Annotated in this window: 18 protein-coding genes; 1 reads left to right on the top strand and 17 read right to left on the bottom strand. The window is 36.6% G+C overall.

The window, feature by feature from the left end; translation table 11 throughout:
* Positions 1 to 42: 42 nt before the first annotated feature.
* Positions 43 to 882, bottom strand: coding sequence for a stalk domain-containing protein (locus HVS_RS02370; RefSeq protein WP_101298867.1), 840 nt, complete (start codon positions 880 to 882; stop codon positions 43 to 45).
* Between the two features lie 251 nt (positions 883 to 1,133).
* On the opposite strand from HVS_RS02370, the gene HVS_RS02365 reads away from it, so the two are divergent.
* Positions 1,134 to 1,793 (top strand): cell wall hydrolase, encoded by a 660-nt coding sequence (locus HVS_RS02365; protein ID WP_207654796.1) that lies wholly within the window; start codon positions 1,134 to 1,136, stop codon positions 1,791 to 1,793.
* A 78-nt stretch (positions 1,794 to 1,871) separates the two neighbouring features.
* On the opposite strand, the gene HVS_RS02360 is transcribed toward HVS_RS02365, so the two are convergent.
* The 16 genes from HVS_RS02360 to HVS_RS02285 form a co-directional block, all read right to left on the bottom strand.
* Positions 1,872 to 3,848, bottom strand: a complete 1,977-nt coding sequence (locus tag HVS_RS02360; RefSeq protein ID WP_159063351.1) for an S-layer homology domain-containing protein — start codon at positions 3,846 to 3,848, stop codon at positions 1,872 to 1,874.
* A 300-nt stretch (positions 3,849 to 4,148) separates the two neighbouring features.
* Entirely contained in the window at positions 4,149 to 4,919 is a 771-nt protein-coding gene (gene trpA, locus HVS_RS02355; protein ID WP_101298863.1) for a tryptophan synthase subunit alpha, read from the bottom strand.
* A complete protein-coding gene (gene trpB / locus HVS_RS02350) occupies positions 4,912 to 6,096 on the bottom strand; it encodes a tryptophan synthase subunit beta (RefSeq protein ID WP_101298862.1) in 1,185 nt (394 codons plus the stop codon). The genes trpA and trpB overlap by 8 nt, the downstream gene beginning before the upstream one ends.
* A 100-nt stretch (positions 6,097 to 6,196) precedes the next feature.
* Entirely contained in the window at positions 6,197 to 6,754 is a 558-nt protein-coding gene (gene gmk / locus HVS_RS02345) for a guanylate kinase (protein ID WP_101298860.1), read from the bottom strand.
* Between the two features lie 32 nt (positions 6,755 to 6,786).
* Positions 6,787 to 7,875 carry an AI-2E family transporter gene (locus HVS_RS02340; protein WP_101298858.1) on the bottom strand — a complete coding sequence of 363 codons (1,089 nt, stop codon included), beginning with the start codon at positions 7,873 to 7,875 and terminating at the stop codon, positions 6,787 to 6,789.
* Positions 7,876 to 8,200: 325 nt separating this feature from the next.
* Positions 8,201 to 9,490, bottom strand: a complete 1,290-nt coding sequence (locus HVS_RS02335) for a homocysteine synthase (protein ID WP_101298856.1) — start codon at positions 9,488 to 9,490, stop codon at positions 8,201 to 8,203.
* Between the two features lie 111 nt (positions 9,491 to 9,601).
* Positions 9,602 to 10,651, bottom strand: a complete 1,050-nt coding sequence (locus tag HVS_RS02330) for an aldose epimerase family protein (RefSeq protein ID WP_101298854.1) — start codon at positions 10,649 to 10,651, stop codon at positions 9,602 to 9,604.
* A 107-nt stretch (positions 10,652 to 10,758) separates the two neighbouring features.
* Positions 10,759 to 12,078: a xylose isomerase gene (xylA, locus tag HVS_RS02325; RefSeq protein WP_101298852.1), complete on the bottom strand. Its 1,320-nt coding sequence runs from the start codon at positions 12,076 to 12,078 to the stop codon at positions 10,759 to 10,761.
* Positions 12,079 to 12,136: 58 nt separating this feature from the next.
* Positions 12,137 to 13,666 (bottom strand): xylulokinase, encoded by a 1,530-nt coding sequence (gene xylB, locus HVS_RS02320; protein WP_101298850.1) that lies wholly within the window; start codon positions 13,664 to 13,666, stop codon positions 12,137 to 12,139.
* Positions 13,667 to 13,712: 46 nt separating this feature from the next.
* Positions 13,713 to 15,884, bottom strand: a complete 2,172-nt coding sequence (locus HVS_RS02315) for a glycoside hydrolase family 3 C-terminal domain-containing protein (protein ID WP_101298848.1) — start codon at positions 15,882 to 15,884, stop codon at positions 13,713 to 13,715.
* Between the two features lie 10 nt (positions 15,885 to 15,894).
* Entirely contained in the window at positions 15,895 to 17,946 is a 2,052-nt protein-coding gene (locus tag HVS_RS02310; protein WP_101298846.1) for an alpha-glucuronidase family glycosyl hydrolase, read from the bottom strand.
* Between the two features lie 58 nt (positions 17,947 to 18,004).
* A complete protein-coding gene (locus HVS_RS02305; protein ID WP_101298844.1) occupies positions 18,005 to 18,919 on the bottom strand; it encodes a carbohydrate ABC transporter permease in 915 nt (304 codons plus the stop codon).
* Between the two features lie 12 nt (positions 18,920 to 18,931).
* Positions 18,932 to 19,921, bottom strand: coding sequence for an ABC transporter permease (locus HVS_RS02300; RefSeq protein WP_101298842.1), 990 nt, complete (start codon positions 19,919 to 19,921; stop codon positions 18,932 to 18,934).
* A gap of 132 nt (positions 19,922 to 20,053) precedes the next feature.
* Positions 20,054 to 21,742 (bottom strand): extracellular solute-binding protein, encoded by a 1,689-nt coding sequence (locus tag HVS_RS02295; protein ID WP_101298840.1) that lies wholly within the window; start codon positions 21,740 to 21,742, stop codon positions 20,054 to 20,056.
* A 123-nt stretch (positions 21,743 to 21,865) separates the two neighbouring features.
* A complete protein-coding gene (locus tag HVS_RS02290; protein WP_101298838.1) occupies positions 21,866 to 23,461 on the bottom strand; it encodes a response regulator transcription factor in 1,596 nt (531 codons plus the stop codon).
* A 44-nt stretch (positions 23,462 to 23,505) separates the two neighbouring features.
* The gene (locus HVS_RS02285; RefSeq protein WP_101298836.1) at positions 23,506 to 25,335 is read right to left on the bottom strand and encodes a sensor histidine kinase; all 1,830 of its coding nucleotides are present in this window, start codon (positions 25,333 to 25,335) and stop codon (positions 23,506 to 23,508) included.
* Between the last annotated feature and the right edge of the window lie 29 nt (positions 25,336 to 25,364).

Here is a 25,364-nt window from a genome sequence, read left to right as displayed (position 1 = left end):
TAAGCAATTTAAAGCTAATTTGAAATAAATTTTTTTTAACATTTAATAATAAAAATACATACCGTCTATAATCTTGTGAAGGGTAACGCTTCTGCTTTTAAAAGGTACGTTATTAAAAAACAAGGCATTACCTATATTGTTAATTCCCTCTAATGCCATTTTGGCACTTGTAATGCATTCCTTTGATGGTACCATTTCTTTAAAACCTGGCCTGTGTGCAGGTGGAAACTGGACACTATAATTTGTATCAAAAATGACATCGTAGATGCTGTTTGGAAAACGTGGGCTTTCTTTTCTGTTTAACACCACATTTGCTATTGCAAGTCTTACATCTAATGACAGCCCGCCGCCTTCAACATTTACTATTCTAGCAAGCCATATTAAATCTTCATCTGTGTATTCCCTTTCGTAAATATATTCCTGTGGTACTTCAATGCCTTCCTTTTCAATTATTACAGAAAACACCAAATCATCCCACTCCACAGAACAACCTAAGTTTTCTGCAATAAACCTTATAGGAATCATTATGCGCCCGTCCACAATCTCAATATTTGTGTCTATATGCTGTTCTTCACCATTTACTAAAATTACATTGCTACCTGCAAACATTTCTATATTATTATCATCACAAGATACACTTGCCTTTTTCTCTTCCTGGTTCCATTGTACATCTGCTCCTAATGCTTCTGCTACAAAACGCAGCGGTACATAAGTCCTTCCATTAGCTATGTATGGTTGCACATCCATCTTGATGTAATTGCCGTTTATCTCTACAGTGATAAATATCTGCTTTGAAACTGCTGCATAAACTTTTTTCCCCTGCGCCATAGCAAATACACAAAAAAATAATAGCAACACTATGGCCAGTCTTCCCCACCTCATGTTAAAATACCACCTTTACTATTTTTTTATTACATTAAAATTATTATATTATCGATTTTATAATAACCTTAAGACTATGTCAATAAAACTTCCAAACAAGGCTCCTCATAAACGGTATTTCCTGAGATTGTTTTTTGTAACTTATGGTATATTAAAAATATAGGTTTACATAATGAGTTTACTTATGTATAATACCAGTATTGTAATGCTGGATGCCCCTAAAAATGCCAATCCTAGAAAGGAGGATACAGATGAATGTTAAAAGAGTATTTTTGTTGCTGATAATTATAGTTCTATGCTTAATGCAAACTATAGCAGCACACGGGAGTTCATCGTATACAAACCTTAAATTTGGAAGCAGGGGGACAAAAGTTGTACGGCTTCAACAAGCCTTGCAAAACAAAGGTTATTACAAAAGCTCTGTAGACGGTATATATGGAAAAATAACCGAAAGAGCGGTAATTAATTTTCAATTGGATAATAAAATCAGGATAGACGGCATTGCCGGAAAACAGACAAAGTCCTTGTTATACTCCTCTGCTTACTCAGACGCCGTGTACTGGCTTTCAAGGATTATACATGCAGAAGCCCAAAGTGAACCTTATGAAGGAAAAGTAGCCGTGGGAAATGTTGTGTTAAACAGAGTAAAATCCCCTGGGTTTCCAAATACAATATACGGGGTAATTTTTGAATATTACAAAGGCATACCCCAGTTCACTCCTGTTGCCAACGGCACAATTTACAATACACCTTCCAAATCCAGCATGCAAGCTGCTAAAGATTCATTAAACGGGGCAAGACCTGTTGGGGATTCATTGTATTTTTTTAATCCCTCTAAATCAGCAGGAACATGGATAGTGAAAAACAGACAGTATTATAAGAGAATTGGCAACCATGTTTTTTATAGGTAGTGCAAATTTTTAAGGGGGTCTTAAAATATCAAGATCCCCCTTATTTTTATTTCCCAAAGTATTCACCATAAAAAATTATTAATTTCCCAAAAAACTAAAGTGCATATAGTCCCTGTTGTGGCTTCCCCAGGCATCGCCGCCCCATGCCCATTGGTAAGACTTAAATATTCTAACCACTGAGCCGTCTGCCGGTATGGAGTATGGATTTACCCCCGGCTGCCAATGTCCCTGGGTAACTGCCACCCCGTTTATTACCTGGGGGTTTTCCGCCCAGTTTATATCTATGGCAGTCCCGTAATTGTGTTCTGAAATTCTGTTGTTGGAGCCGTACGGTGGTCTCCAGGTATATCCCACCACCGATTTAATGGGGAACTTTTCTTCGTGCCGGTATATTAAATCAAATATCTCCAAAGTCTCATCTGCAATTTTCTTGTTAACCGTCAACTTTAGTGTTTTTGTAATTTTCTCCCCTGTATTAGGGTCAAAATCCCAAACTTTAATATCAATATCCACCATATTGGCATCTGCTTCTTCTTTGGTTTTATAAAACTTATATGTACCATCGCTGTTTTTGCCAAAAATATATTCAAGTCTCAATTCTCTGAGTTTTCTTTTGTCAATTCCGGAAGAGCCACCTCTGGTGGCAGGAATTAAATAACCTTCATCAGCATAGTTCTCAGCTAAAAACTCTTGAAATGAATTCCCTTCATCTTCTAAATGCTCCTGGTTATAAAAAGGTCTGGATGAAAGAATATCTGTTGTAACACCGCTTATAAGGACATTTTCAATAATGGTGCAAACTTCAGCCCTGGTTACATTTGAATCCGGACCGAACGTACCGTCTTCATAGCCCCTGATAATGCCTTTTAAGTAGCACTGGGCTATTAATTCTTTTAAAGGCTCAGAAATTGATTGTGAATCTTTAAAAACGCAGTCTACAACTGAAGGGTTGGTATATGAATTATTAAGTCCTGCTGCACTTGCAATAACAGCAGTTGTCTCTTGCCTGTTGGCAGGTGTGTCCGGACTAAAAATATCATCCTCTATAAATATAAAATGATTAGATACCTCTGCTATAAATTTTTGCGCCCAATGCTTTTCTATATCAGTAAACTTCTTTTCATCATCACTTTCACTTTCTTCACCTGATGAAAAATTAAAAGCATTGAAGACAATTGCTGAAAGCTCCGCCCTGGTTACAGGACTGTCAGGACAGAAGGTCCCGTCAGGAAAACCTTTTATAATGCCCAATGAATACATGCGCATAATTGTGTCTTTAGCCCAGTGATTTTGTATATCTGAAAATGTATTTGACTTTGTACCCGGAAAAACAAAATTGTCTTTTTTTATGGCTGTCCTATTAAATAGTGAACCGGTATCTTCTTCTACAGTAAGCTTATACACTTCTTTCATACCATTTTTAAAATGTATTTCAAATGTAAATTCCCCTGAATTAGCCGGAATCCCTGTAATGCATCCATCTTTTGTAATTTTTAAGCCTTCCGGTAAGTCTATGTCACTAAAATTGACATTTTTATAATCATCATTTATAAATACTTCTACAGGTCCATATTGGTGACCTTTATAGGCATTTGGCAAAAATTTAACTTCCTCAAAACCATTATCTTTTTTATTTATTTCTATTTCTAAAGCTAAAGAAGGGTCATCAAATTTAACCCATCCGCCGTTTTGCTTTTTATAACAAATGAAAACACTATATTTTCCTGCTTTTTCAAAGGCAATATCCCCTTTAAAATGATATGACTTGCCAGGCTCAATTACAACAGACCTGAACCATTGGGAATTTGAATACTGATCCTCTTCATTGACTGCTGCCGCTGTTATAGAATCTATGTAAATTGGATTTTTGCCTTTGTTTTTTATGGAAAATACAACTGTTATCTTTTGATTCTCATAATAGGGCTCCCTCTCCATAATGGCAACCGGTGTAATTATCTCTAAGTTTTCCTCCTCCGGTTTACTTATACCTGAAACTTTTACACTGGTCATAATAAAAACAAAAACAAAAAAAATAGCCAATACTTTTCTTTTCATAAAAATACCACCTATATTCATCTTTTGTTAGTAATATTATTTTACCTAAAATGATAATACACAGGGTATTACATTAATCTTAAAAATATCATGTAATAACAATTAATATACTTTATCACATACTCTTTATTATAGTGCTTTATAAGCTTAATGTAAAGATTCTTAAAATCAATTTAATAATAAAATACCGCATATTTAAATCAGGCAATAAAAAAATTTTTAAGAATGTTTTTATTGCCTGATTCAGTAAAGTTTTATCATTTAGTAAAGTTTCTTTATCATTGGAGTTAATTTATAAAACTAGCTAATGGCTCTCTTTATTTCCCTCACATATTCCAGTACATGGGGAATGCAGTTTTCCCCGTATTTTCCTATGATTTTTACAATAGCACTTCCCACAATCACCCCATCGGAAATTTTGCTCAATCTTGCCGCCTGCTCTGGAGTGGAAATTCCAAACCCCACTGCACATGGAATATCATTTTCCTCTTTGGCTATTTTAATCATTTCCTCCACATCACTGCCTATATCCTCACGGACACCTGTTACCCCCATTGAAGAAACACAATACAAAAACCCTTGTGCTTCACGGGAAATGGCACGTATACGGTTTTTTGAAGTTGGGGCAATCATGGAAATAAAGTCAATCCCGTATTTTGATGAAAAGGGAAGAATCTCTTCTTTTTCTTCGAAAGGGATATCAGGAATGATAACTGCTGACACATCCACTTCTTTGCACTTTCTCATAAACTTATCAGTTCCATAGGTAAATACAGGATTGGCATATGTCATGAAAGCTATTGGAACGCTGCATGTCTTTCTAATATTTGATACCATATCAAAAATTTTATCAGTGGTGGCTCCCGCCTTTAATGCACGGTAGCTGGCTGCCTCTATTACCGGTCCTTCTGCAACCGGGTCAGAAAAGGGTATGCCAAGTTCAATTAAATCTGCACCTGCATCAGCCATCTTTATTACCAGTTCTTCAGTAGTTTTAAGGTTAGGATCACCCGCCGTAATAAATGGTATAAAAGCTTTTTTATTTTCAAATACCTGCTTTATTTTACTCATATATTTCTTCCCCCCTATAACGGGCTATTGCAGCCACATCTTTATCCCCTCTTCCGGAAAGAGAAATTACAATTATCTGGTCTTTTTTCATTTTTGGTGCAATTTTTTTTGCATAGGCCACTGCATGGGCGCTTTCAATTGCTGGAATAATTCCCTCTGTCTTTGAAAGGTATTCAAAGGCTTCTACTGCTTCTTCATCAGTAACAGCCACATATTCTGCCCTTCCCATATCTTTCAAATTTGCGTGTTCCGGTCCCACTCCAGGATAGTCCAGCCCTGCAGAAATTGAATAAACAGGTGCAATTTGACCGTATTCGTCCTGGCAAAAATACGACTTCATTCCATGGAATATGCCAAGGGTTCCAACTGTCATGGTAGCTGCATTTTTATCTGTATCCACACCATGCCCTGCAGCTTCACATCCTATGAGCCTAACTTCTTTATCTTCAATAAAATCATAAAACAGTCCTATGGCATTGCTGCCGCCTCCAATGCATGCCATTAAAACATCCGGCAGCTTTCCTTCTTTTTCTAAAATTTGTTTTCTGACCTCCCTGCCTATAATGCTTTGCATATCCCTCACAATTGTAGGAAAAGGGTGAGGTCCCATTACAGAACCCAATACATAATGAGTGTCCTCCACTCTCCTTGCCCACTCACGCATTGTTTCATTAACTGCATCCTTCAGGGTCTGGGTCCCGCTTGTAACGGTGTGTACTTTTGCCCCTAAAAGCTTCATCCTAAAAACATTTAATGCTTGTCTTTCTGTATCTTCCTTACCCATGAAAATTTCACATTCCAGCCCTAAAAGTGCCGCTGCCGTTGCAGTTGCCACCCCGTGCTGTCCTGCCCCTGTTTCTGCAATTACACGGGTTTTCCCCATATATTTTGCAAGAAGTACCTGACCTAATACATTGTTTATTTTATGTGAACCTGTATGGTTAAGATCCTCCCTCTTTAAATAAACTTTTGCCCCCCCTAAATCCTCAGTCATTTTCTCTGCATAGTAGAGAAGTGACGGTCTGCCGGCATAATTTTTTAATAAATCTTCCAGCTCTTTAAGAAAAGCCTGGTCTTTTTTAAATTTCTCATAGCTTTCTTCAAGTTCATTAACTGCATTCATAAGGGTTTCCGGAATGTACTGTCCCCCATGGATGCCAAATCTTCCCTTCGGCATAAAATACCCTCCTTTGTATAAATGTATAAATATAAAAAATGATTAAGAAGCTGTCTGTAAAGTCCCCCAGTTTCCATTAACTAAACCTACGCAAAGAACCTTAGTTTTGAGAGTTTAATTTTTTATATTCTTTATCAATTATATTTTTAATTTCAGCAACTGCTTCTTCTAGTTTATCATTTATTACAATATATTGATAGTTCTTAGACATTTCTTCTTCATATTCGTACCTGGCAATTCTCGTTTCAATTCTTGTCTCCCCCCGTGACTTAAGCCTCTCAATAAGCTGTTCTTTTGAAGCAGGTTTTATAAATATGGTAACAACTTTTGGTAGTTTTTTTACTAAAACCTGGGTACCGTCCACATCAATATCTTTTATGAGAACTTTTCCGCTTTTAAGCTTTTCTTCAACAACTTTTTTAGGGGTTCCGTAATAATACCCATGGACTATCTGATACTCCAAAAGCTCCTCATTTTTTATCATCTGTTCAAACTCTTCTTTTGTTACAAATGTATAGGGCTTCCCCGGTTCTTCACCAGGTCTCATTTCCCTTGTGGTCATAGTGGGCATTAGCTCAATATTGCTGTTTTCTTTTGATATTTTGTTAATAACTGTATTTTTACCTACTCCGGAACTTCCTGATAAAATAACAAGCATTTATAACACATCCTTACTATAATATCTTTATTTTATTCTATACCTCTGTTTGCTGTTTGAATTTTTGCTTTAAAGGATTTTCTTAGTTCTAAAACATGTTTAACTATTACTATTATAGTTGCCGTCAAAGGCACACCTATTATCATACCAATAATACCAAAAGCTTTTCCAAAAAATAAAACTGAAAACATAACTAAAAGAGGGTGCAGACCTACACTGCGGGACATAACCTGGGGAGAAATAAATGCAGATTCTAACTGCTGTACAATAACTATCATTATGGCAACCCACAAAGCCTTTATGGGACTATCCATAATAGCAAGGATTACCGGCAATATTCCTCCTATCCATGGTCCAAAATAAGGGATAACATTGGTAATTCCTGCCACCAGTCCAATTGTAAGGGAGTGGGGAACCCCCAATATTTTGCATCCCACACCTGTAAGTATGCCAACAAAAACAGCTATTACCAGCTGTCCCCTTATAAAACCGCCTAACACAGTATCTATTTCCTTTGCAATTACCTTTAATTTATCCCTTTTATTGTTATTTATAGGTTTCATAAATGTATTTATAATTATATCTTTATCCTTAAGATAATAAAAAGCAATTATAGGCGTCAGCACTATGTCTAAAAGTGTGCCTGTACCTTCCACTATTATAGTTGAAAGTTGACTAAAGGCATTACTTATGACTTTTGCAATTTTCTTTAATTCATTGTCTATGTTTATATAATCGTACAACACTTCGGGTATTTTAAACAAATTTCCCGACTTGAAATCATCTATGGCTTTATTTACAAAATTAAAAATTGCAGGAATTTCCTCTGTGATAAAAACAGATATATCTTTTGCAAATTTAGGTATAATTATCGCAAATATGGATACAACAAAAATACAAATTGATAAAAAAACAATCAGTATTGCAAAAACCCTTTTCACTTTTCCCTTTTCAATAAAGTTTACCAAAGGATTTAAAATATATGCAAGAACCAAAGCATAAATAAAAGGTCTTATCACGTTCACGAAACTTTGACCAAGTATTATAATAACCACCAATACACATAGAATTAAACCAATGTCCAATAATATATAACGCTTTCTTTTAAGTAGATCAATCATTTGTACTCCTCATATTCCTTGACTTTTGTGATAAATAATTTCAATCTTTGACCTAATTATGCATCAGATACAATTTAATTTCATTATACTGATTTTTTAAATATATAGCAAGTTAAAAAAAGAGGCTGTGCACTAGTTTATCAGTGCAGCAGCCCTGTTTCTAAATACTGGTATTTATTTTCCCATATGCTATATACTTTTATACTGCATTTATTCTGGTCATACATTATTTATTGGGTCATATATTCCCGTTAACTGTTTATATATTCCAGTTTGCCATTCCCGGTGTACTGCCCATTAATTCTTGCAATCCTGCTTATATAATCTACTCTACTGCTTTTTTTAGTGCCTGGTCCAAGTCATAAATAAGATCCTCCGGATCTTCAATTCCAATGGAAAGTCTTATCTGGTCCGGAGTAACCCCTGCAGCCTTTTGGTCCTCCTCTGAAAGCTGTCCGTGAGTAGTAGTTGCAGGGTGAATTACAAGGGATTTTGCATCTGCCACGTTTGCCAATAGGGAGAAAATTTCCAAACTGTCAATAAACTTCTTAGCAGACTCTACTCCGCCCTTAATTCCAAAGGTAAATATAGAGCCTGGTCCCTTTGGAAAATATTTCTGTGCAAGATTATAGTACTTGCTGTCTTCGCTGCCCGGATAATTAACCCAAGCCACATTGGGATGATTCTTTAAAAACTCAACGATTTTTTTAGTATTGGAAACATGCCTTTCAACCCTTAAGGACAAAGTCTCAAGACCTTGAAGGAGCAAAAAGGAATTAAACGGGCTGATTGCAGCACCGGTATCCCTTAATAGCTGCACCCTTACTTTAGTAATATACGCTAAGGGACCAAGGGCTTCAGAATATTTCAATCCGTGATAACTCATGTCCGGCTCTGTAAATTCCGGAAACCTGCCGCTTGCTGCCCAGTCAAATTTACCTGAATCAACAATGAGTCCCCCTATTGAGGTACCATGACCACCAATGAATTTTGTTGCTGAATGTACAACTATATCAGCCCCAAACTCAAAAGGTCTTATCAGGTAAGGTGTTCCAAATGTGTTGTCCACAATTAAAGGTACCCCGTTTTCGTGGGCAATTTTTGCCACTTCCTCAATATCAATTATATTGGAACTTGGATTTCCTATGGATTCTATAAATACCGCCTTTGTTTTTTCATTAATTGCTTTTCTGAAATTCTCAGGATCGTCCGGATCAACAAAAACCGTATTTATGCCATACTTAGGTAATGTAACGGAAAATAAATTATAAGTACCTCCATACAAAGTGCTTGCTGATACAATCTCATACCCTGCTCCTGCAATATTCATTACTGCATAAGTTATGGCAGCAGAACCTGAGGCAACTGCCAAAGCCCCCACCCCTCCTTCAAGGGCTGCAATTCTCTTTTCTAAAACATCAGTGGTAGGATTCATTATTCTGGTATATATATTGCCGGATTCTTTCAATGAAAAAAGATCCTCAGCATGTTGTGCATCTTTAAATACATATGAAGTAGTCTGATAAATTGGAACTGCCCTAGAGCCTGTTGCAGGGTCAGGTTCTTGACCTGCATGTACCTGCAAAGTGTCAAACTTAAATTTTCTATCCTTCATATTATTCACTCTCCTAACATTTTTACATATAGGTTTAATTGACTAATGCCAACTAAACCTATATGTTTTATATAATAATACATGTCAGGAGATACTTTGTCAATACATTTTTTATAAAAATTTATATATGGTTTTATGCTGATACTTTTCTCCTGCTTTTAGAATTGGTGAGGGAAAATGTTTGTGCTTCAATGCGTTGGGAAAATACTGGGTTTCAAGACAAAATCCGCTTCTTTTGCTGTATTTTACACCGTCTTTCCCCATTTTTGAATCTACGATATTATTCCCCGTATAAAACTGCACTCCCGGCTTTGTGGTATACACTTCCATACGCCTTTTACTAACCGGGTCAAACACCTCTGCCGCTTTTTCCGTTATACCTTTTGTATTTAAAACCCAGTTGTGGTCAAATCCCTTCCCGTAAGTAATCTGGATATCCTCCATTTCAATTGCATCTTTTATTGGTTTCATTTTCCTGAAATCCATAGGAGTTCCTTCCACGTCCCTTATTTCACCTGTAGGTATTGAGTATTCATCTATAGGAGTAAACTTGTCTGCATTAATCATAACTTCATGATTTAATATATCCCCATAGCTGTGACCTGAAAGATTAAAATAAGAATGATTTGTGAGATTTACCACTGTGTCCTTGTCAGAAATCGCTTGGTATTCTATAGAAAGGGCGTTGTCCTTTGTTACTTTGTATATTACCGTTACATCAAGATTGCCTGGATAGTTTTCTTCCCCGTCCTTACTTCTATAAGTTAATTTAAGTGCTTCCACACCATCTTCTTCAATTATTTCTGCATTCCAAACCACACTGTCAAAACCTATATTGCCGCCGTGAATATGGTTTTTTCCCTCATTTTTCACCAGATTATATACTTTCCCGTTAAGTTCAAAGGATGAATTTTCAATCCTGTTGGCATGCCTTCCGATTATCCCGCCAAAATAACAGCTGTTTTTAAAATAATTGTGAAGGCTGTCATAGCCTAAAACAACATCATCAATTTTCCCGCTACTGTCCGGAACAAAAAGGGATACAACTATACCTCCGTAATTTGTTATTTTAGCCTTCATCCCGGAATCATTAGACAGCGTGTATATGTCTATATTATTAAAATCTTTTCCGTCTGAAAATTTTTCTTTAATAACACCCATAAGTATTTCCTCACTTTTTATTATTTTATTGTTAGTAAAAGACTGCTTCAAAAGCAGTCTTTTACACTTAAACAAGGGAAGTATGATATGAAATTTGATTTTAAGTGTTAATCTTCTAAAATGTACTGGTTAAGTATAGCTTCAAGAACTTCTTGTCTGCCTGAAACATTTTTAATCTGATCATTATTGAGTGCATATTCTTCCAGCTCTTTAAATCCAACTTTTCCTTCTACAATGTCTTTTCCTATGCCGCTTTCATAGCTCTTATATCTTTCCTCAATAAATTTATCGAATTTACCATCCTTAACAATTTTATTTGCAATTTTAAATCCTTTAGCAAATGCGTCCATACCTGCGATATGAGCATAGAAAAGATCTTCAGGCTCAAAGGAACCTCTTCTTACCTTAGCGTCAAAGTTTAATCCTCCTGTTGTAAACCCGCCTGCTTTTATAACTTCATACATTGCTAAAGTAGTATCGTAGATATTAGTTGGGAACTGGTCGGTATCCCATCCTAATAGCAGGTCTCCCTGGTTTGCATCTATACTTCCAAGTATTCCGTTTATTCTTGCAACACGCAGTTCATGTTGGAAAGTATGAGCAGCTAAAGTAGCATGATTCGCTTCTATATTCATTTTGAAATGCTTATCTAATCCATATTTTAGTAAGAAGCCATATACAGTTGCAGTATCAAAGTCATATTGATGTTTTGTAGGCTCCTTTGGCTTAGGCTCAATTAGCAGCTGGCCTTTAAATCCAATTTCTTTTGCATAATCAACAGCCATTTGTAAAAATCTTGCCATATTGTCAAGCTCAAGTTTCATATTGGTATTGAGAAGTGTTTCATAACCTTCTCTGCCGCCCCAGAATACATAGTTTTCCCCTCCAAGCTCAAGGGTAATTTCCATTGCTTTTTTTACCTGGGCTGCTGCAAATGCAAATACATCTGCATTTGGAGAAGTAGATGCCCCATGTACAAATCTAGGGTGACCAAATGCATTTGTGGTACCCCACAAAAGTTTTACATCGCTGTTTTTTAAATATTCTTTTATTTTTGCAACTATTTCATCAAGCCTTTTGTTTGTTTCTCTTAGTGTAGATGCCTCAGGTGCTATATCCCTGTCATGGAAACAGAAATACGGAACACCCAGCTTTTCACAAAACTCAAAATTTGCCTCTACTTTTGCCTTAGCAAGATCCATAGGATCTGTTATATCATCCCAAGGTCTTATAGCTGTTCCAGCTCCAAAGGGATCCACACCTACGCCTTGGTAAGTATGCCAGTAAGCAACTGCAAACCTTAGATGCTCTTTCATTGTCTTTCCGTCAATTACTTCATCCGGATTGTAGTATTTAAATGCTAATGGATTATCTGAATCCTTTCCTTCATATTGTATTTTTGAAATGTTTTTAAAAAATTCTGCCATTTTTACTCCCTCCCGGTTATTTTAAAATTTTATATACTGCATTTTTCTATTACCTAAATTATTCAATTATATCAGCTAAATCATAAAAATCCTTTTTAAGTGAATTATAAAGTCTCTTGTACATATTATAATACTTATTGTATTTATCGTACAAGTCCTTATTTGCATTTTGTACTGTTTTTACTTTAATAACAGCATCACAAGCCTCCGGCACACTGCTGTAAACACCTGTTCCTACACCCGCAAGGAGTGCAACACCAAGAGCGGGGCCCTCACTTGAGCTTATTGTCACAATGTCTGTTCCAAATACATCTGCCTGCATCTGGCGCCATAATTTACTCTTTCCGCCGCCTCCGGAAGCCCTTACCTGGGAAACATCTATTCCCATGCCTTTAATTATTTCCAGACAATCCCTGAGGCTGTATACAACCCCTTCCATGACTGACCTTATAAAATGTGGTTTTTCATGCTTTGCAGATAGTCCGAAAAATACTCCCTTTGCCCTAGGGTCAAGATGGGGCGTCCTCTCCCCCATGAGATATGGAAGATAAATAAGACCACTGCAGCCAGGCTCCACATTTTCCGCTTCCTGATCCATTAGTATATAAGGGTCGGTATCCATAAGCTCTGCAGTTCTCTTTTCTTCTATGCAGAAATTATCCCTAAACCATTTAAGAGACAAGCCTGCTCCCTGGGTAACCCCCATTACATGCCAGGTGTTGGGTACAGCGTGGCAGAAAGTATGCACCCTTCCTAAGGGGTCTATTGTTACACTATCTGAGAACGCAAATACAACTCCTGAAGTACCAATGGTTGAAGAAATAACCCCTGGTCTTACTATTCCATTTCCAACCGCACCTGCTGCCTGGTCACCACCACCACCTACTACCGGTGTTCCTTCTTTAAGTCCGGTTAACTCAGCTGCTTCTTTGTGGACTTTTCCGGTTATTTCATAGGATTCATATAAAGTTCCCAGCATACTTTTATCTATCTCAAGCTTTTCTAATACCTCGTCACTCCACTTTCTATTTGGTATATCCATTAGCTGCATACCGCTGGCATCGGATACTTCAGTGGCAAATTCCCCGGTTAGGCGGAATCTGATATAGTCCTTTGGAAGAAGTATTTTTTTCACCTTTTCAAAAATTTCCGGTTCATTATTTTTTACCCATAGTATTTTAGATGCAGTAAATCCGGTTAATGCAGGATTTGCTGTTATCTCAATAAGTCTTTCCTTTCCTATCATTGAAGTAATCTGTTCACATTCTAAATAACTTCTCTGGTCGCACCAGATTATTGCCCTTCTTAGTACATTTGAATCCTTATCCAGCAAAACAGCACCATGCATTTGTCCCGAAAGACCCACACCTTTAATTTCAGATGCATCAATCCCGCTTTTTGCTATAACCTGGTTTATTGACTTATACGTAGCCCTCCACCAGTCTTCAGGATCCTGTTCCGCCCATCCAACGTTGGGCTGATATAAAGGATATTCTTCCAATGCACTGGCAATTGTATTTCCTGCTTCATCAAAGAGTACTGTTTTTGTACCCGATGTACCTATATCTACTCCTAGTAAATATGCCATTTTTATCCCCCCTGCATAATCTTAGTATTTGACCTCTCAAGATTTATCAGTATTCTATTTCAAGCATATTCCCTACAACTTCAAAGGAAGCTTCTTCCACCTTAGTTCCTGTAAGTTCCTGGCTTCTCTCATCCGGCTGGCTTCCGCCAACAAATATTTTAAATGTACCTGGTTTTATCATGCGCTTTCCTTCTTCATTTATAAAGGACAACTGCTTTTTTGTTAGCTGGAATTCAACAGTCTTTTCCTCACCAGGTGCTAAATTAATCCTCTTAAAACCTTCCAAATGCCATCTTGGAGCTTCCGGATTGTCAACTTCTTTTACATACAACTGTACAATTTCATCAGCTTTAAAACTGCCTGTATTTTTTACCTTTACGCTGCATTCTATGCCCTCTCCCACATTAACCTTATCCTTTGAAAGGGTGAGATTGCTGTACTCAAACTTTGTATAGCTTAAGCCATAGCCAAAGGGATAAAGGGCTGGATTCTTCATGTATTTATATGTGCGGTTTTCCATTGAATAATCCCTGAAATCTGGCAGTTCTTCTGTTGTCCTGTAAAAGGTTACCGGCAGTCTTCCGGAAGGGCTGTACTCACCAAATATCAGTGAAGCAATTGCCTTTCCTCCTTCTGCTCCCGGATACCATGCTTGTATAATTGCAGGTACATTTTCATCTGCCCATGTAACTGCCAATGCACTGCCTGCCAAAAGTACTAAAATAATGGGCTTTCCGGCTTTGTGAACAGCTTCCAAAAGTTCCTGCTGAAGCCCTGGAAGATTTAAGTCAGGCTTGTCACCACCGGCGTAGTCATTGGACACATCTCCCTGTTCTCCTTCAATGGTTGCGTCAAGACCTAAGCACATAACTACAACATCGGCTCTTTCTGCAACAGAAACCGCTTCTGCAAAACCTGCACCTCTTTCAGCTAAAGTAGGTTTCTCCTTGTACAAGTGACAGCCTTCAGCGTAGTATATCCTGGTATCTTCAGAAACAACCTCCCTGATTCCATCCAGTACAGTAACATATCTTGATGCATCTCCGTAGTAATTACCTATTAATGCATCCCTACTGTTGGCATTAGGTCCGATTACCGCAATTGATTTTATTTTGTTTTTATCTAATGGCAATAAATTGTTGTCATTTTTCAAAAGAACCAATGATTTTTTTGAAACCTCAAGGGCAAATTCCCTGTGTTCCTTGCAATCATTTATTTCATACGGTATCTTTGCATAAGGTACATCTTCTTCATCATCAAACATTCCAAGCTTCATTCTTGTAATCATTAATCTGATTACCGCCTTATCTATAGTTTCCTCATCCACAAGGCCTTCTTTGTGGGCTATTAATAAATTCCCGTACATATTGCCGCAGTTTAAATCACATCCGTTATTGACTGCTAATGCAACTGATTCAGGAGCGGTTTTAGTAACCATGTGGGTTTCATGGAAATCTTTTATAGCCCAGCAGTCAGAAACTACATGGCCGGTAAATCCCCACTCATCCCTTAATATATCCTGAAGCAGTGTTTTGCTGCCGCAGCAGGGCTCACCATTTGTCCTGTTGTATGCCCCCATAACAGCTTCAACTTTTCCTTCCACTACGCAGGCTTTAAATGCAGGAAGATATGTCTCCCGCATATCTTTTTCTGAAGCAATTGCATTAAACTCATGCCTCTCCAGCTCAGGTCCGCTGTGTACAGCGAAGTGCTTAGCACAAGCAGCAGCCTTTAAGTATTTTTCATCATTTCCCTGTAGTCCTTTTATAAAGGCAACTCCCAACCTGCTTGTCAAATAGGGATCCTCACCATATGTTTCATGTCCCCTTCCCCATCTTGGGTCTCTAAAAATATTTACATTAGGAGACCAAAAGGTCAGCCCTTTGTATATTCCATAATCTTCCTTTCTCTGAGACTCATGAAACTTGGCTCTCCCTTCTGTGGAAATAACATCCGCAACTTTGTATATCAGTTCGTCATCAAAAGTTGCAGCCATACCAATAGCCTGGGGAAACATTGTTGCAGTTCCCGCCCTAGCAACTCCATGAAGGGCTTCGTTCCACCAATTATATGGCTTTATACCAAGCCTCGGTATTCCTGGAGCGCTGTGCAGCATTTGCATTACCTTTTCTTCAAGAGTCATCCTTGAAACCAGGTCTTTAGCTCTTTCCTCAAAACTAAGTTCTTTATTCTTGTAAGCAGGTACCTGATTCTCCATAAAAACCTCCTTAGTAAATTTTTCTATTTAGTTGGTCTTTTATCCCCGTCTTTCTGTAAAAATAAGTATTTATTACATCCCGCCATTCTTTTGAATGTTCCAGCTGCATATTAAGTCTTTCCAAAACATGATTAAAAGATTCTTCTTCTATTTTTCCTTTTAAACCCTGCCACTTTTTAATAAGGTCTTCCTCAACTTGCTCCACACCCTCAAAATGAGTGTTATAAATGTGCTGGATCAGGGTTGTACCTGATTTTAACTTATAACTATAAGGCACACGGTGAAAGAAAAGAAGCAGTTCTTCAGGGCATGTATTTATATCTTCGTAAATCTCCATGACCTCTTTGCTATACTGGGCTGTATACCCTGTCCCAGATTTTACTGTACGATCCACACCAATTCCATGGATGTCTGCTCTGTGATAGGTTCCCCATTTATCGTATTCATACCCGTCTACATTAGGTCCGTAGTGGTGTCCGGGATTTACCATCCACCCTATACCCAAAGGTGTGGTGTATTTCTCATAAATACTCCAGGATACAAGGAGCATGTGGGATATAGTGTCAACTACATCTTTTTCATTGGAAAAAGTCATTCTAACCCACTCATCAGTTATGCTCTCTGATGATAAATCCGGATTCCATGCAAGACGCCCATACCCGTAAAAATTTGCCTGTGCCAGCTGGTGCCCTGTCCAATTTGCATCGTTTCCTATATTGGCAACAGCCGCCATGCCACTGTATTTGTTTTTGTAAAAAGAACCACTTAATATTTCCTTAACAGTTACACTTTTGCCACCTATTCTCGTATCAAAATCCAGCACCTCTTTCCACATTGGAACAAGGTAGCACAGGTGTATTTGCTGGCCTGTATATTCCTGGGTTATTTGAAATTCAACTACATGATTTGTATTCTCCAGCCCGCCAATAAGAGGAGAAACCGGTTCTCTTACCTGAAAATCCATAGGACCGTTTTTAATTTGCAAAATTACATTGTCGTGGAATAAACCGTCTAAAGGCTTAAAATTGTCATATGCTGCCTTTGCCCTGTCTGTTTTTGTATCTCTCCAGTCCTGTAGGCAGTTATAGACAAAACATCTCCATATAACAATCCCGCCAAAAGGTTCTAATGCTTCCGCCAGCATATTAGCACCATCTGCATGGTTTCTCCCGTATGTAAAGGGACCTGGCCTGAACTCTGAATCTGCTTTTACTAAAAACCCTCCAAAATCGGGGATATACTCATATATTTCCTCTGCTTTGTCTTTCCACCACTGTTTTACCCTTTCATCTAAAGGGTCAGCGGTATCTAAATCCCCAAGTTCAATGGGGCTTGCATAATTTATACTTAAATAAAGAGTTACGCCGTAATTTCTAAATATTTCTGCAAGTCCTGCCACATCTTTTAAATATTCTTTTGTAATGAGCCTGGTCTCTGTTTGATGTACATTTACATTATTAATTACAACCCCGTTTATTCCCACTGATGCTAAAAGCCTGGCATAGTCGGTTATTCTGTCCATGTTATTTACAATTTTATTTTTTTCAAAAAAAATAGATTTTCCCGCATACCCTCTTTCAATGCTGCCGTCCATATTGTCCCAGTGATTGATAATTCTTAGAGGGTTATGGGGATTATCAATTAAATAGAAGTTATCAATATCTCTTTGCATTTGCATAAACCTTAGAAATGCAAATGCTCCGTATAAAATACCTTTTTCTGTTTTTGAAGCTATAATAATAAATCTTTCTTTCTCTTTATCAATTGTTTTTATAATATAGCCGTCTTTACATACCTTTTCTTTTTCAGATTCTAATATCTCTCTATCTATATATTCATTCTTACCCAATATACCCAACATAATAAATGATGAACCCCTGGGAGTTTTCGAAATATTTGGTTTTGTGCCTAACATACTAAATAACCCGTTAGTTAATTCAGCTTTAGCTGAATTAACTATTGGTGTATACATATCAGTAACAATTTGGCTGCACAGTCTGATGTAGCTATCCATAAGTTCTTTATTTTTTATTTTGTCATACCTTAGCCAGCATCTGTACATTTCTTTTTTTATCTCTCCCTATAAGTTTACTTTGCCCCGTTTAAAACATTAATGGTAGTTATTCTTTTACTCCTCCAACATTTAATCCTGCAATAAAGTATTTTTGCAGCAGTGGATATACGCAAAGTATTGGCACCATTGCAATTATAGTAATAGCAGCCTGGAGAGTTACCGGAGTTACCAAGCTGGATGCCATCTGACCGGCTGTCGCACTGGTAGCTCTCTGTGCACTACTTTGGCTAAATGAAGAAGCCAAAAGTTTTTGAAGTTCATATTGCAGTGTACTAAGTTCCTGCTTTGACGGTGCATATAAATATGTGTCAAACCAGCTGTTCCACTGATATATTATTGTAAACATACCAACAACGGCAAGGGCTGGTTTTGCAAGAGGGAAAATAATACGTATAAATATTTTAAAATCCCCTGCGCCATCTATTCTTGCAGACTCTACAAGACTTTCCGGTATGGTATTTATATAAGTTCTTACAACTATAACATTAAATGCTGATATCATACCTGGGATTATATAAACCCAAAAACTATTTAAAAGTCCAAGTTTTTTAATCAAAAGATAGTTAGGTATCAAACCTGCGTTAAAATACATTGTCAAAACAAACACAACTGTGATAAATTTATTTAGCACATATTCTTTCCTGCTCAGGCAATATCCCATCATGGCTGTGAGAAAAACGTTTATAGCAGCAGCTAAAATGGTCCTGGCAACAGATACAAGGAATGCATTAAAAATTGTCCCGCCAACAAATACAGTTTTATAGTTTTGCAGTGTAAACATCCTTGGCCAAAGGCGTATTCCCCCTCTTAGTGCATCAATACCATCATTAAATGACACGGCAAGAGTATTTAAGAAAGGGTATAATGTAGAAATAATCAAAAACGTCATAATAAGAAAGTTAAAAACATTAAATGCTATATCAGCTACGCTGTATCTCTTTTTTCCTATTTTAACATACATACTCCCACCTCCTTATATAAGCCTTTCTTCCCCGAGTTTTTTTGCTATGGCGTTTACGCTAAATACCAGGAATATACTTACAACTGTCTTAAACATACCTGCAGCTGTAGCTAATGAGAAGTTACTCTGCCTGATACCGTACCTTATTGCAAATACGTCAATTGTTTCAGACCATGCAATGTTACCAGGTCTTTGAAGCAGTAACTGGAACTCAAAACCGCTTCCGCCGGTCCCTGCACTCAAAAGGTGTGCAACATTCATTATCAATAGCACCATAAAAGTGGATTTGATTCCTGGTAAAGTTATATAGCGCATTTTTTTGAACCTTCCGGCTCCGTCAATTTCCGCCGCCTCGTAAAGATGAGGGTCGATGGCTGCCATTGCACCAAGATAAACTATTGCATTAAAACCTACATTTTTCCACACATTGGCCACTCCAAATATGGTCCAGAAGTGCTTACCTTCCGCCAGCCACAACTTTGGCTGATCTATTATTCTTAGAGCAAGAAGTATTTCATTAACTATACCGTTATTTAAAAGAGCCTGGGACACCATTGTTGCAGCAATAACCCATGATAAGAAATAAGGTAAATAAGATATAGTTTGAACTACTTTTTTAACAAATAAATTCTTTATCTCGTTTAATAAAAGTGCCAAGGCTATAGCTGTAACGAAGGAAAGAACCAGATTTATTAGACTCATGGCTACTGTATTTCTTAAAACCCTTCCAAAGTTGGCACCTTTAAATAAGAATTTAAATTGCTCTAAGCCCACCCATTCCTGATTAAATATGGTAGCAGTAGGGCTTGGTCTGTATCTTTGGAATGCCATCAGCCATCCATACAGCGGTATATAGTGAAATATTATAATATATATAAGGAGTGGGACAGACATGAGCATAAGCTGTCTCTGGCTTTTTATTTTTTCCCACTTTTTTCTCCTGGCACTTTTCTTTACTACCATGGTATTACTGATACCTGTAGATAAGCTGGAATCTTGCATATAAACACTCTCCTAATTATAAACTAAACTACCCTTATAACAAATAATATATTAAAATTTTATTTCCTATATTTTCACAAATAGGGGAAGGTATCATGATACCTTCCTCTATTTGTTTTTCCAAATGTCAATTTACTTAGCCCATTCTGTCATTCTTCTCTGTATACCTTCATTTATATGTTTTTCAAATGCTTCTATATCTAACTCTTCATGTTTTTTAACAAAATCTGCCCACAAAGATTCAAATTCAGATGTAGGAGCCATTATAATCTGTGGTAAATACTCAAATGCTAAGTCCTGCATCTGCTGTGAGACAGTAGCCGGTACACTGTTGGTTGGTATATTGATTGACCAAGCCGGGAAGTACAGTGGGTTTTCAGGTGGTGTTGAGTGCAACTGTCCCTGAGTTTGAACGCCGTATGCTGTAAGCAGTTCTTTTTCAGGCTCTGTCAATCCTTCAAAATATTCTATTGGCTGCAATCCAGGTGATGTTGCATTGCCGTCAGAATATGTTCCTTCTAACTTAGGTGCAAATTCAAATAAGTCATCTGCTTTATTTGCAAGTTTCCAGTCAGGGCTTTGCTGTTCTTTTCTCATTTGGTCATTTCTATAGAACATTCCGTCTTCGTCAACAAGGTAATCTATACCCTCTTCACCCCACTGGAGAAGCTTTTGCCACTCTTCATCCAACAAGGCCTCAAATAGTCTCATTACTCTGTCAGGATCCTTACAACTTGTAGTTATCGCAAAACCACTGTTAACGTTAAGCTCCGGACGTGTCAGATACCAGTCTCTTATGCTTTCATCAAAAACAATCGGAACCGGCATGTACATTCTATCGTATTTTCCTTGCTGGTGCAGAGCTTCGTTTGCTTTATTAAAGTTCCAGCGCTGGTCGAAAAGACCTAAAACAGCTCCACTTGCAAGTTTTTGTATATATTGGTCAAAGTCAATAACGAAGCCTTCCGGATCCACCAAGCCATTATTATACGCTTCATTAAGTTTTTTGAAGTATCTCTTTGAAATATCTTTGTGCTGATATACTTCAGCTACTTTAGTTTCCTGGTCTACTATGACAATACCGTCATTAGGAGCTCCTGCAAGGTGTGATGGAGCGTTTCTCAATGTCCAGTCTCTTCCACGGTCTGTTAATACAATAAATCCTATTGTCTTTTGACCGTCAATTTCTGGATATTTTTCTACGTACTTTTCAATTAAATCAAAGTATTCATCTAATGTCTTAATTTTTGGATAACCAAATTCTTTTAGAACTGCAATTTGAATCCAGAATGCCGGACCCCAGTTTTCATTCTGACGGTGTTCACCGTAGTGTACACCATAGTTTGGCATAATGTATACGTGCCCATCATCATGTTTTATTCTATTGATTAATTCACCATAGTGTCTGTTAAGGTTTGGAAAATTTTCTTTGTCATTGATGTACTTCTCTAGTGGAATAAATGCTCCTGCATCGATGAACTGGTTTGCTTCATTGGATTGTACACCTATAATATCCGGGTACTCTCCACCTGCTGTCATTGTTCCAACTCTTTCTCCTATTTCTCCCACAACATATTCAAATTGAAATTCTACATTAAATGCTTCTTTAATCTTTTGATAGATTCTGTTGTCTTTTGTGGGATTAGTTCCTGCACGGCTGATAAAGGCAGTTATTGTCATAAGATTTTCTTTGCCTCCGCCATCGTTGCTGGATGTAGGAGATGGTTCTCCGCGATCGTCTTTCTTACAACCTGCAAGTACAAAGGACAATGCAAGTACTACAGAAAGACAAATGATCAACAATTTCTTGCTATTTTTCATTGCTTTTCCCCCTTAGTGATAATTTGTACACTGCTTTTTTAAAAGCGTGCACTACTTGTATTTTATTATACAATTATTTATCGGCTTTTTGATTTCACAAATTAAAGATGTATACCCTAAAAATTAAACTTTTTTAGAATTGGTTTTATAATCGGCAGGCTTTGTCCCGGTGTTTTTTTCAAAGTATTTTAAAAAGGTATTGTAACTGGAATATCCCACTTCCCTTGCTATTTCCGATATCTCCATTGTTGTCTCTTCTAAAAGTCTCTTTGCTTCATCTATCCTCATCTGATGTACATAATCACTAAACCTCATTCCAAATGTTTTTTTAAATAACTGTCCAAGATATACAGGATTTATATAAAGTTCTTTTGACATCTCTTTTATGGTAATAGGCCTTTTGTAATTTTCCCTTATATATTCCTCTATTCTGTAAGTATTTTCATCAAGGTTTTCTCTGTTCTTCTTTCCTAATACCCTGCAGCAGTGCTTACAGTGGTGAATAACAGCCTTCTTTAACTGTGAGATTGAATTTTCCCTGTTTTCCAATTCTGATATGTCAATTTTAAAATTTTCCTCATCATCTGTTTTTCCTATTATTTTATTGCTCCGGTAAATAATATTATTAACATAGATTTGTACTATTTCAGGGTCTAATAACTTCTTTTTAAAAAATGCAAACTCTCTTTGTATAATTCTTTCAACCTTTTCTTCATCAATTTCTTCTATTGCCTGGATAACGGAATTAATAAATTCACTGTTTAAAAAATTGTAGTTAAAATTAACATCTTTAACTGCATGATAAAATACCACACTGTTTAAGTCCGAATAAAAACTGCGTTCTAACGCTTTAAGTGAAGTATTATAGGCTTTTTTTATCTCTTTTAAGCTTTTAATATGAATACCTACGGAAATCTGATAGTCAAAACCGTATTTTTGTCTTATGGGTTCTGCTATCTCAATTAATATATTTTTAACATGATTGTAATTTGGCTTTTCAGCTAAAATCCCTATAAACAGACCAAAAGTATTTGCACTATGGTTAATGACAAATAACTCTTTATTTTTTTCAATTGATAAATTAGCAATTTCCCTCATATATTCTGCAACTACATTTAAATCTTCTTTTTCACGGCTGCTGGCACAATACTGCCTGTCAGCACAGTCAGGTATTATTCTCAGCAGGGCATAATACCAGACTTTTGCAGGATTTTCATTAAAGGCACAATTATAAATGTTTATAAGCTCATGGTAGTTTCCGTCTTTCTGAGTTAGTTTTTTAATTAAACTGCTTATTGACATATGGGCTTCTTCTGTTTTTTGCAGTTGGCTTTTCTTTTCTTCATTAATTTCAGTATAAAGCTCCTTTAATACCTGATGCATTTCTTCTTCAAATACAGGTTTTAACAAATAATGCCTTACACCAAATTCCATTGCTTTTTTAGCATATTCAAATTCACTGTAGCCACTTAGTATTATAAACTTTATACTGCTGTCTATTCTCTTTTTTACAATTGATATAAGCTCTAATCCATCTATTACAGGCATCCTGATATCTGTAACCACCACATCAGGTTTTACATTTTGTATTATAGATACAGCTTCTTCCCCATCGGCAGCTTCACCGCAAATTCTATATCCCATTTTTTCCCATTTTATATTATTCTTCATACCTTCTATAGCCAGTGGTTCATCGTCTACAAGTAAAACCTTTAACATTTTAAGGTGACCTCCCGTTTAAATTTTTACAGATATCCTGCACTTTACATGTCTTTTTCGTTTGATAAATCAGGAAGTTTGCTCTCAAGTGGAATTATAAAGCTTACATCCGTGCCCTTTCCCTTTGTGCTTTGGATGAAAAATTTAAAATCCTCACCATAATACAACTTAAGCCTTCTGTATACATTTTTTATGCCGATACTTCCTATTGTATATATATCTTCTTCTAAGTTCTCTAATATTTCCCGTATTTTTTCCTCAGGAATACCTACTCCGCTGTCTTTTACAGATATTTTTAATTTTTTTTCAAAATCCCCTTCCCCTTTATAAAGCTTTACTTCAACAGTAATACTCCCATGATCTTTTTTCGGCTGTATACCATGCTTACATGCATTTTCCACCAAAGGCTGTATACTCATTTTTGGTATTTTGTAATTTTTTACATCATCATTTGCCAATATTTCATATTTGAATTTCTCTACAAAGCGGAACTTTTCTATTTCCAGATACATTTCTATGAATGATATTTCTTCATCCACTGTAACCAAATCATCTTTCCAGCTAAGGAGTCTTCTAAGAGTCTTGGAAAGATATCCTATTACATCAATTATCTCTGTATATCCATTTCTTTTACTTACAATCAGTATTGCATTTAAAGTATTAAACAAAAAGTGGGGATTCATCTGGCTTTGGAGAAAATTAATTTCAGCCTGTACCCTTTCCAGCTCCAAATCCCTTTTTTGAATTTCGAGTTTGTAAACATCATTTATAAGGTTATTTATTCTTTTAGCCATTTTGTTAAAATTGTTTATTAACTGCCCGATTTCATCCTTTCCTTCATTTAAGGATATAATGTCCATCTGTCCTTCTCCGAATTTGGACATGTGACTTGAAAGTCTTTTTATCCTGTAATTGTATGAGCTTAAAATTATATATACTAAAATGCCCGAAATAAAAATGCTTATAAATGCAAGAAGCAAAATGAAATTTCTGGACTGTTTCATTGCCATATATACTTTTTCTTCATTTGGAACTCCTACAAGCCTCCAGCCTTTCATGTAGGAAGCTTCCCCAAGATTGTAGTCAAGCAAAAGTTCATCATCCTGAAACAAATCATCAAAATTTACAAATCTATAACCACTGCCTCCTTCATATATATGTTCATCATTAGAAGACAAAACCACTCTTCTTTCATTATCAACTATATATAAATTTAAATAATCTTCTTCCCTTTTTAATGTATTTCGGATCCAAATTGTATCAATGTCAATCCTGAGAACCCTGTCATGCATACCTCTTTGAAACCCGTCCATAGTCCTTATAAGACTTAAGAATTCTTTGTATTTGCCACCGCCATATTCCCTGGGCTCAACAAATGCATACAGCACAGGCTTTCCGTCAACTTCCCTGTTTTTCTTATACCAAGGGCTTTCTCTTATTTCATCGTCTATTACAATAAAATGCCCACCTGAATCTATAGTTCTGTTTGAGGTGTATATTGTTATATTTGAGATATTTTTGTAAATAGCCAAATACCTTCCTGCCCTCTCCCTTAATGAGCTGATAAATACACCGTAATACTCGCCTTTTTTGTAATACCTGTCCAGTTCCCTGTATATATCTGCATCGGTATATATGGAATGACTCACTGCAACACTTTCTCTTATTGCATTTACAATATCTGTTTTTGCCCTTTCGTAAGAAATTTTAAAGTTTTCTTCTTCCCTTTCCCTTACAGTTCTTGATAAGTTATTTAGAAAAATTAAATTCACTGTTAGTATAGGAAGTATTACACATAAGAAACTTACTAGAATAAATTTTGTATTGATGGGTATATCATCTATTTTGCTAAAAATACGCAATCTAAACTTCACAAAACCCCGCCTTTTCTCTCTGAATCAGA

Source organism: Acetivibrio saccincola, from assembly GCF_002844395.1.
Classification (GTDB): domain Bacteria; phylum Bacillota; class Clostridia; order Acetivibrionales; family Acetivibrionaceae; genus Herbivorax; species Herbivorax saccincola.
Note: the sequence above shows the minus strand (reverse complement) of the source record. Positions and strands in the feature narration are given on the sequence as shown.

Coding starts and splice junctions, on each gene's coding strand:
- HVS_RS02370 (WP_101298867.1), bottom strand. CDS start 882: ATGAGGTGGGGAAGACTGGCCATAGTGTTGCTATTATTTTTTTGTGTA.
- HVS_RS02365 (WP_207654796.1), top strand. CDS start 1,134: ATGAATGTTAAAAGAGTATTTTTGTTGCTGATAATTATAGTTCTATGC.
- HVS_RS02360 (WP_159063351.1), bottom strand. CDS start 3,848: ATGAAAAGAAAAGTATTGGCTATTTTTTTTGTTTTTGTTTTTATTATG.
- trpA (WP_101298863.1), bottom strand. CDS start 4,919: ATGAGTAAAATAAAGCAGGTATTTGAAAATAAAAAAGCTTTTATACCA.
- trpB (WP_101298862.1), bottom strand. CDS start 6,096: ATGCCGAAGGGAAGATTTGGCATCCATGGGGGACAGTACATTCCGGAA.
- gmk (WP_101298860.1), bottom strand. CDS start 6,754: ATGCTTGTTATTTTATCAGGAAGTTCCGGAGTAGGTAAAAATACAGTT.
- HVS_RS02340 (WP_101298858.1), bottom strand. CDS start 7,875: ATGATTGATCTACTTAAAAGAAAGCGTTATATATTATTGGACATTGGT.
- HVS_RS02335 (WP_101298856.1), bottom strand. CDS start 9,490: ATGAAGGATAGAAAATTTAAGTTTGACACTTTGCAGGTACATGCAGGT.
- HVS_RS02330 (WP_101298854.1), bottom strand. CDS start 10,651: ATGGGTGTTATTAAAGAAAAATTTTCAGACGGAAAAGATTTTAATAAT.
- xylA (WP_101298852.1), bottom strand. CDS start 12,078: ATGGCAGAATTTTTTAAAAACATTTCAAAAATACAATATGAAGGAAAG.
- xylB (WP_101298850.1), bottom strand. CDS start 13,666: ATGGCATATTTACTAGGAGTAGATATAGGTACATCGGGTACAAAAACA.
- HVS_RS02315 (WP_101298848.1), bottom strand. CDS start 15,884: ATGGAGAATCAGGTACCTGCTTACAAGAATAAAGAACTTAGTTTTGAG.
- HVS_RS02310 (WP_101298846.1), bottom strand. CDS start 17,946: ATGTACAGATGCTGGCTAAGGTATGACAAAATAAAAAATAAAGAACTT.
- HVS_RS02305 (WP_101298844.1), bottom strand. CDS start 18,919: ATGTATGTTAAAATAGGAAAAAAGAGATACAGCGTAGCTGATATAGCA.
- HVS_RS02300 (WP_101298842.1), bottom strand. CDS start 19,921: ATGCAAGATTCCAGCTTATCTACAGGTATCAGTAATACCATGGTAGTA.
- HVS_RS02295 (WP_101298840.1), bottom strand. CDS start 21,742: ATGAAAAATAGCAAGAAATTGTTGATCATTTGTCTTTCTGTAGTACTT.
- HVS_RS02290 (WP_101298838.1), bottom strand. CDS start 23,461: ATGTTAAAGGTTTTACTTGTAGACGATGAACCACTGGCTATAGAAGGT.